This window comes from Agromyces binzhouensis (genome assembly GCF_004135055.1).
GTDB classification, from domain to species: domain Bacteria; phylum Actinomycetota; class Actinomycetes; order Actinomycetales; family Microbacteriaceae; genus Agromyces; species Agromyces binzhouensis.
Map to the genome: position 1 here is coordinate 1 of NZ_SDPL01000134.1, position 7,280 is coordinate 7,280.

Here is a 7,280-nt window from a genome sequence, read left to right on the forward strand (position 1 = left end):
GGCCTCGAGCCCGAGCAGCCCGCCGCCGGCGACGACGACGCGCGGCGCCCGGCCCAGGCGTGCCGCGAGCTCGCGGGTCTCGGCGACCAGGGCGTCGACGTCGTCGATGGTCCGGTACACGCGGATGTGCTCGCTGCCCGGGATCGACGGGACCGGGGCGCTGGAGCCGGTCGCGAGCACGAGGTCGTCGAAGCGCAGCTCGATGCCGTTCGCGGTCGTCGCGATGCCGGACGCGGCGTCCACCTCGGTGACGCGCTCGCCGGTGATGAGGCGCACCGAGCCCTCGGCCCACGGGGTGGCGGGCAGCGCGAGGTCGGCGGTGGGATCGGCCAGGCGGGTGCTGAGTGCGACCCGGTCGTACGGAGCGTGCGCCTCGTCGGCGACGACGGTGACGCGGAGCGACCGTCCGCCGTCGCGGGCGTGCAGGCTGTCGGCCAGTCGGTGCGCGGCCGGGCCGCCGCCGACGACGAGCACGTCGCGGGGGGCGACGGCGTCGATCTCGGTGTCGTTCATGGCTCCTCCGGTCCTGGGTTGACTGGGGAGCGTACGGCGGCACGGTTTCGCCCCTGTTTCGGAGCCGTAACGCAACCGCTCGGAGACCTTGCATGACTCCGTGCGTCGTGTGAGGGGGGTTTCACCCGAGCGAAACACCGCCGGCGCGGCCGGTGAAACATCACCCCCGTAGCGTCGTCGTCACCGAGGAGAGGAAGCCGCAGATGACGTCGACCATTGAACGCACGAGCAGCTGGATCGCCGCGTGCGCGGTCGCCGATCTCGAGCCCGGCTGGGGCGAGGTCGCGCTCCTGGGCGACCGCATGGTGGCGATCGTGCGCGTCGACCGCGAGGAGGTCTACGCGGTGGACCACCACGACCCGCACACCGGCGCGCCCGTCATGGCCCGCGGCATCGTCGGTTCCCGCGGCGAACGCCCGACCATCGCCTCGCCACTGCACAAGGAGGTCTACGACCTCGGCACCGGAGAGTGCTTCACCGACCCCGCGCTGGGGCTCCGCACGTATCGGACGCGGGTCGTCGGGGGGATGCTCCAGGTGGAGTTCGAGGCCTGAGTCCGCCGCTCGGGATGGCGTCGTGGCCGACGCGCATGCGATCAGCCGCGCTGCGTGAGGACGATCGGGTCGCCGTCGGTGATCGCGACCGTGTGCTCGGAGTGCGCGCCGCGCGAGCCGTCGACGCTCCGCAGCGTCCAGCCGTCGGGGTCGGTGAAGATGCGGTCGGTGCGGTGCAGGAACCACGGTTCGATCGCGACCACGAGGCCGGGCTTCAGCGGCAGGCCGCGGCCGGGACGGCCGTTGTTCGGGATGTGCGGGTCGCCGTGCATCGTGCGGCCGACGCCGTGCCCGCCGAAGTCGGTGTTGATCGAGAGCCCCTCGGCCTTCGCGACGTCCGCGATCGCGCGAGAGATGTCGCCGATGCGGTTGCCGGGGCGGGCGGCGGCGATGCCGGCGTCGAGCGCGCGTCGCGTCGTGTCGATGAGGCGCAGGTCCTCCTCGCGCGGGGTGCCCACGACGATCGAGACGGCGGAGTCCGCGACCCATCCGTCGACCGACGCGGCGAAGTCGAGGCTCAGCAGGTCGCCGTCCTTCAGCCGGTAGTCGTGGGGGAGGCCGTGCAGCACGGCGTCGTTCACCGACGTGCAGATCACCTTGCCGAACGGGCTGGCGCCGAACGACGGGTGGTAGTCGATGTAGCAGCTCTCGGCGCCGGCCTTCCGGATCATCTCGTGCGCGAGCGCGTCGAGCTCCAGCAGGTTCACGCCGACGGCCGCGGCCTTCGACGTCGCCTCCAGCACGCTGGCCACGAAGCGGCCCGCAGGGCGCATCTCGTCGATCTCGGCGGGGGTCCTCAGTTCGATCACGCTCATCCTCTCCGCACCCCATTCTGACGGCTCCGCCCTGAGTGAACACCCGGCCCTCCGCCAGCCGGTCGAAGTACGCTGGGCGCATGCTCATCCGACGCGGGTTCTACCGGTGGCAGTTCGCCGCCGCGATCGTGCTCCCGGTGTGGCTGCTCATCGGCTACGCGATCTTCGGCTCGAGCGGCTGGGGCGTGCTCGGGCTCATGTTCGCCACCCCGGTCGCGTTCGTGATGCTCGGCGTCGTCGCCCTGCTCGTCGCCGCGCGACCCGACGTGCGCCGCGAGAAGGCGGTGGCCTGGTCCGACGTCGCGGTGCTCGGCGCGTGGCACCTGCTCATCATCGCCGCGGGGTTCTACGGTCCGACCGGCATCACCTTCGCGGTGCTGGCGATGGTCGGTGGAATCGCCGCGTTCTGGTACGCGATCTGGCGACTCCTCCGCGACGGGGCGCGTCGCGTGCGCGCCACGATGGACGAGTACGAGCGACTGGTCGCCGAGGGCTCGCCCGCGCAGGGGGTCGGCGGCGACGCGCGGCGCGCACCGGCCGACGACGCCGGCGAGGTCATCGTCATCCGCGAGGAGCGGCGCTGGGAGGAGCGGCGGGGCTGACCCCGAGGCTCCGCCGGCACGCCGCCTCGACGCATCCGTCCAGCGATTTTGGTCGGGAACGACCCGATCTGGCAGAATGGTTGTTTGTGCCGTCGCATGGCTCTGCCTCCGGGGAGCCCGCACGCCGCGAGTGATCGCGCGAACGGCACCGAACTCTTCTTCCAATCAGATCCGCGTTCGACCGGTGGCGGGCGCAGAGAGCGAACCATCATGCACATCCTCGACCACGTCGACGCCGCGAGCCTCCGCACGGACGTCCCGGACTTCCGCCCGGGCGACACCGTCAAGGTGCACGTCAACATCATCGAAGGCACCCGCTCGCGCATCCAGGTCTTCCAGGGCGTCGTCATCGGCCGCTCGGGCGAGGGCGTGCGCGAGACCTTCACCGTCCGCAAGATCAGCTTCCAGGTGGGCGTCGAGCGCAAGTTCCCGGTCCACTCGCCGGTGATCGACCACATCGAGGTCGTCACCCGCGGTGACGTCCGTCGCGCCAAGCTCTACTACCTGCGCGAGCTCCGCGGCAAGAAGGCGAAGATCAAGGAGAAGCGCGAGAACTGATCGGCCGCGCGCCGTTCCGAACGCGTCATCCGCTCGAGCTCCTCGCCCCTAGACTGGGGCGGGGAGCTCGAGCCGTTTCATGACTGAAGACACACGTACAGAGCGCGACGAACGCGCCACCTCCGGGGCGCCGTCGCGTCGCCGGAGCACACTGCTGTTCCTCCGCGACCTGGTGGTGATCTTCCTGGTCGCCGTGCTCGTCTCGTTCCTCATCAAGACGTTCCTGATCCGGTCGTTCTTCATCCCGTCGCAGTCGATGGAGGAGACGCTGATGCAGGACGACCGCATCATCGTCAACCAGCTCGTGCCCGAGGTCACGCCCATCGAGCGCGGCGACGTCGTCGTGTTCAAGGACCCGGGCGGATGGCTGCCCGCTCGTTCCGAGGAGGCGCGGCCGCCGCTCGTCGCGGTCGTCGACGGCTTCCTCGCGTTCGTCGGACTCTCCGCGCCCGACTCCAACGACCACCTCGTCAAGCGGGTCGTCGGCCTCCCGGGCGACCACGTCGTGTGCTGCAACGCGCTCGGCCAGATGACCGTCAACGGCGTGCCGCTCGACGAGCCCTACGTCGCGCTGCCGCCCGGCGAGACCAAGGTGTCGCGCGACGACTTCGACGTGACCGTCCCCGACGACTCCCTCTGGGTCATGGGCGACAACCGCTACAACTCGAAGGACTCCCGCTACAACACGGGGACGCCGCTCGAGGGCTTCGTGCCGATCGAGAACGTCGTCGGTCGCGCCGTCGTGGTGAGCTGGCCGATCTCGAACTGGGCCTGGCTCGACAACTACCCCGCGGTCTTCTCGGGCGTCGACGAGGGGACCGGCTGACGTGCCTCCCGCCGGGGTGCCGACGCTGAGGTTCGAGCGCGAGCTGCTGGCCGGGGGAGCACCCGTGGTGCTCGCGTGCGACGAGGTCGGTCGCGGGGCCCTCGCCGGCCCGGTGACCGTCGGACTGGTCGCCATCGACGCGACGGTGAAGCGGATGCCGGCGGGCCTGCGCGACTCGAAGCTCCTGCCCGAGCCGAAGCGCGAACTGCTCGCACCGCGCGCCGCGACATGGGTGCTCGCGTCGGCGGTCGGGGAGGCGAGCGCCGACGAGATCGATCGCCTCGGCATCATGGCGTGCCTCGGCCTCGCGGGGGCGCGTGCATTCGCCGCGCTCGGCATCGACCGGGGCGCGGTCGCGGGCGCCCCGCTGGTCCTCGACGGCAACTACGACTGGCTCAGCCAGTCCATCGAGCACCGGGCGCAGGTCATCACGCGGATCAAGGCCGATCGCGACTGCGCGTCGGTCTCCGCGGCATCCGTCATCGCCAAGGTGCATCGTGATCGGGGCATGCGCAGGGCGCATGACGAGACGCCGCTCTACCACTGGCACGAGAACAAGGGGTACTCGAGCGCCGCCCACTTCGCCGCGATCGCCGAGCACGGGCCGAGCGCGCTGCACCGGCACACGTGGCTGCACGACCGGACGCCCGAACCGGCGCCGTCGCTCTTCGACCTCGAAGTAGGATGATGCACGATGGATGAGGACGAGTTCGACGACTACGACCGTGAAGTGGAGCTCGCGCTGTACCGCGAGTACCGCGACATCGTGACCCAGTTCAAGTACGTGGTCGAGACCGAGCGGCGCTTCTACCTCGCGAACGAGGTCGAACTGGTGCGCCGCGACACCGAGCACGATTTCTACTTCGAGCTCACGATGAAGGACGTCTGGGTCTGGGACGTCTACCGCGCCGACCGCTTCGTCAAGTCGGTCCGCGTGCTGACCTTCAAGGACGTCAACGTGGAGGAGCTCGCGACCCGCGAGTTCGAGCTCCCGAAGGACCTCGCGCTCGAGGAGTAGCCCGATCGCGAGCCGTCCTCCACGGGCGGCGGATCGACGGGACCCGCCACGGAACGGCGTCGGGGCGGGGGCGGATCGGCGCCCGACCGCGACGCTGGGCCCATGGCCCACAACATCGAACTCGGCCGGCGTGGCGAACAGGTCGCCGCCGACCACCTCGTGGCGCGCGGCATGCGCGTCGTCGACCGCAACTGGCGCTGCGCGCACGGCGAACTCGACCTCGTGCTGCACGACGGCGACTGCACCGTCTTCGCCGAGGTGAAGACCCGCACCGGGCCGTCGTTCGGGCACCCGTTCGAGGCGATCACCCCGCTCAAGCTCGCGCGGCTTCGACGGCTCGCGATCGCCTGGTGCGAGGCGCACGACCGGCCGACCGCACGTATCCGCATCGACGCGGTCGCGGTGCACGCGCCGGCGTCGGGGCCCGCGATCGTCGAGCACCTCGAGGGGATCGGCTGATGGCGGTCGCACGGACGCGCGCGATCGCGCTCGTCGGGCTCTCCGGTTCGGTCGTCGAGGTGGAGGCCGACCTCTCCAGCCAGCTCCCGGCGTTCGTCATCATCGGCCTGCCCGACACCGCGCTCGGCGAGGCCCGTGAACGGGTGCGCTCGGCCGCCGGGAACGCGGGATGCCCCCTCCCGGCACGCCGCCTGACCGTCAACCTCTCGCCGGCGTCCCTGCCGAAGCACGGGTCGGCCTTCGACCTCGCGATCGCGCTGTCCTGCCTGGCCGCGGCCGGCACCGTCGACGCGGATTCCGTCGCGCGCGTCGTCCACCTCGGCGAGCTCGGGCTCGACGGGCGACTCCGTCCGACGCACGGGATCCTCCCGGCCGTGCTCGCCGCCGCCCGGGCGGGCCACGAGCGGGTGATGGTGCCTTCGGCGAACGCCGCCGAGGCTCGCCTCGTCCCCGGCATCGAGGTGGTCCCCGTGGCGACGCTCCGCGAGGCGGTCGAGCGTCACGGCGGTGATCCCGGCATCGAAGCCGCCCGCATCGGCGCGACCGTCGACGAGGGTGAGGCGCACGCGATCCCGGCGAGCACGGAGTCACCCGAGGGCGATCTCGCCGACGTCATCGGCGGCGACGAGCCGATCCAGGCGCTCCTCATCGCGGCGGCCGGCGGTCATCACCTGCTGCTCGCCGGCCCGCCTGGCGCGGGCAAGACCATGCTCGCCTCCCGGCTGCCCGGAATCCTGCCCGACCTCTCGCCCGAGGCGGCGCTCGAGGTCGCGTCGCTCCGCTCGCTCGCCGGTCACCCGATCGGCGAGACGCTCTCGGTGCGACCGCCGTTCGAGGCGCCGCACCACACGGCGAGCGCTGCGGCCATGGTCGGCGGAGGGAGTCGGGGCATACGCCCCGGCGCAGCCGCGCGGGCGTCGCACGGCGTGCTCTTCCTCGACGAGGCGCCCGAGTTCCCGGCCAGCGTGCTCGACGCGCTCCGCCAACCGCTCGAATCGGGCCGGATCAGCATCCACCGGGCGAACGCGGTCGCGACCTTCCCCGCCCGATTCCAGCTCGTGCTCGCGGCCAACCCTTGCCCGTGCGGCGGCGGCGACTCGCCCGACGACGGCTGCGCGTGCCCGCCCGCGACGAAGCGTCGGTACTTCGCGCGCATCTCGGGGCCGTTGCTCGATCGCGTCGACCTCAGGCTGTTCGTGCACCGCGTCACCCCGTCGCGGCTGAACATGGAGCGCGATCGTGCGGACGATCCCGGGGCGGCGCCGGTGATGACCTCCGAGGAGGCGCGCCGGATCGTCGTGCGGGCTCGCGACGCCGCGGCCCGGCGTCTGGCGGGAACGCCGTGGCGCACCAACGCCGAGATGCCCGGGCCGTGGCTCCGCGGCGACGGCGCCCTGCATCCCGGATCGGTCGCGACCCGGGCACTCGACCGCTCGCTCGAGCGCGGCAGCATCACGATGCGCGGGTACGACCGCGTGCTCAAGGTCGCCTGGACGATCGCCGATCTCGAGGAGGCGGAGCGCCCGAACGCCGAGCACGTCGGGCGCGCGCTCGCGATGCGGCTGGGGACGTCGGCATGAGCGGCGACGTCCTGGGTGCGATCGCCGGGGACCTCGCCGACGCGATCGGGGTGGTCAGGCCCCGGTCGGATGCCGCGACCGCGGCATCCATCGAGGTCGAGGAGGCGGTCGCGACCGCCCTGCTCGGCTTCGTCTCCGAGCCCGGCGACGGCGTGCTCGGCCGGCTCGTCGGCGCACTCGGCGCCCGGCCCGTCGCGACCGGGCTGCTCGGCGGTCGTTCCGGAGCCGAGTTCGCCGAACAGGCAGCGGCCCACGATCCCGGCGGTCTCGACGGCCCGAGTGCACGCGAACTCACCGCCGGACTCGCGCGCTGGCGGCCGCGCCTCGACGAGGCGGCGTTCAGCCGATCGGTCGC

Annotated in this window: 10 protein-coding genes and 1 pseudogene; 9 read left to right on the forward strand and 2 right to left on the reverse strand. The window is 72.1% G+C overall.

The features are described 5' to 3' along the window. Positions 1–513, reverse strand: a 513-nt coding sequence (locus ESO86_RS08400) for an FAD-dependent oxidoreductase (RefSeq protein WP_165307514.1), incomplete at its 3' end; no start/stop codon positions are given. A 203-nt stretch (positions 514–716) separates the two neighbouring features. On the opposite strand from ESO86_RS08400, the gene nirD reads away from it, so the two are divergent. Then, positions 717–1,067, forward strand: coding sequence for a nitrite reductase small subunit NirD (gene nirD / locus ESO86_RS08405; RefSeq protein ID WP_129234491.1), 351 nt, complete (start codon positions 717–719; stop codon positions 1,065–1,067). 41 nt (positions 1,068–1,108) lie between these two features. Here the strand turns inward: nirD and map are convergent, their stop codons facing one another. Further along, on the reverse strand, positions 1,109–1,876 hold the full coding sequence (gene map / locus ESO86_RS08410) for a type I methionyl aminopeptidase (RefSeq protein WP_129234492.1): 768 nt from the start codon (positions 1,874–1,876) through the stop codon (positions 1,109–1,111). Positions 1,877–1,962: 86 nt separating this feature from the next. Here map and ESO86_RS08415 point away from each other — a divergent pair, with 86 nt between their 5' ends. From ESO86_RS08415 to ESO86_RS08450, 8 genes and pseudogenes are all read left to right on the forward strand, one after another. After that, positions 1,963–2,484, forward strand: a complete 522-nt coding sequence (locus tag ESO86_RS08415) for a hypothetical protein (protein WP_129234493.1) — start codon at positions 1,963–1,965, stop codon at positions 2,482–2,484. Between the two features lie 210 nt (positions 2,485–2,694). Further along, on the forward strand, positions 2,695–3,042 hold the full coding sequence (rplS, locus tag ESO86_RS08420; protein WP_129234494.1) for a 50S ribosomal protein L19: 348 nt from the start codon (positions 2,695–2,697) through the stop codon (positions 3,040–3,042). Between the two features lie 79 nt (positions 3,043–3,121). Continuing rightward, complete coding sequence (gene lepB, locus ESO86_RS08425; RefSeq protein WP_129234495.1) at positions 3,122–3,868, forward strand: signal peptidase I; 747 nt, start codon at positions 3,122–3,124, stop codon at positions 3,866–3,868. Between the two features lies 1 nt (position 3,869). Further along, a complete protein-coding gene (locus tag ESO86_RS08430) occupies positions 3,870–4,556 on the forward strand; it encodes a ribonuclease HII (protein WP_242492280.1) in 687 nt (228 codons plus the stop codon). 6 nt (positions 4,557–4,562) lie between these two features. Further along, entirely contained in the window at positions 4,563–4,886 is a 324-nt protein-coding gene (locus tag ESO86_RS08435; RefSeq protein WP_129234496.1) for a DUF2469 family protein, read from the forward strand. A gap of 102 nt (positions 4,887–4,988) precedes the next feature. After that, positions 4,989–5,345 (forward strand): YraN family protein, encoded by a 357-nt coding sequence (locus ESO86_RS08440; RefSeq protein WP_129234497.1) that lies wholly within the window; start codon positions 4,989–4,991, stop codon positions 5,343–5,345. Then, complete coding sequence (locus tag ESO86_RS08445) at positions 5,345–6,925, forward strand: YifB family Mg chelatase-like AAA ATPase (protein ID WP_129234498.1); 1,581 nt, start codon at positions 5,345–5,347, stop codon at positions 6,923–6,925. Before ESO86_RS08440 ends, ESO86_RS08445 begins: the two co-directional genes overlap by 1 nt. After that, positions 6,922–7,280, forward strand: a pseudogene (locus ESO86_RS08450) (hypothetical protein); the annotation flags it as partial. The gene ESO86_RS08445 and the pseudogene ESO86_RS08450, both read left to right, overlap by 4 nt.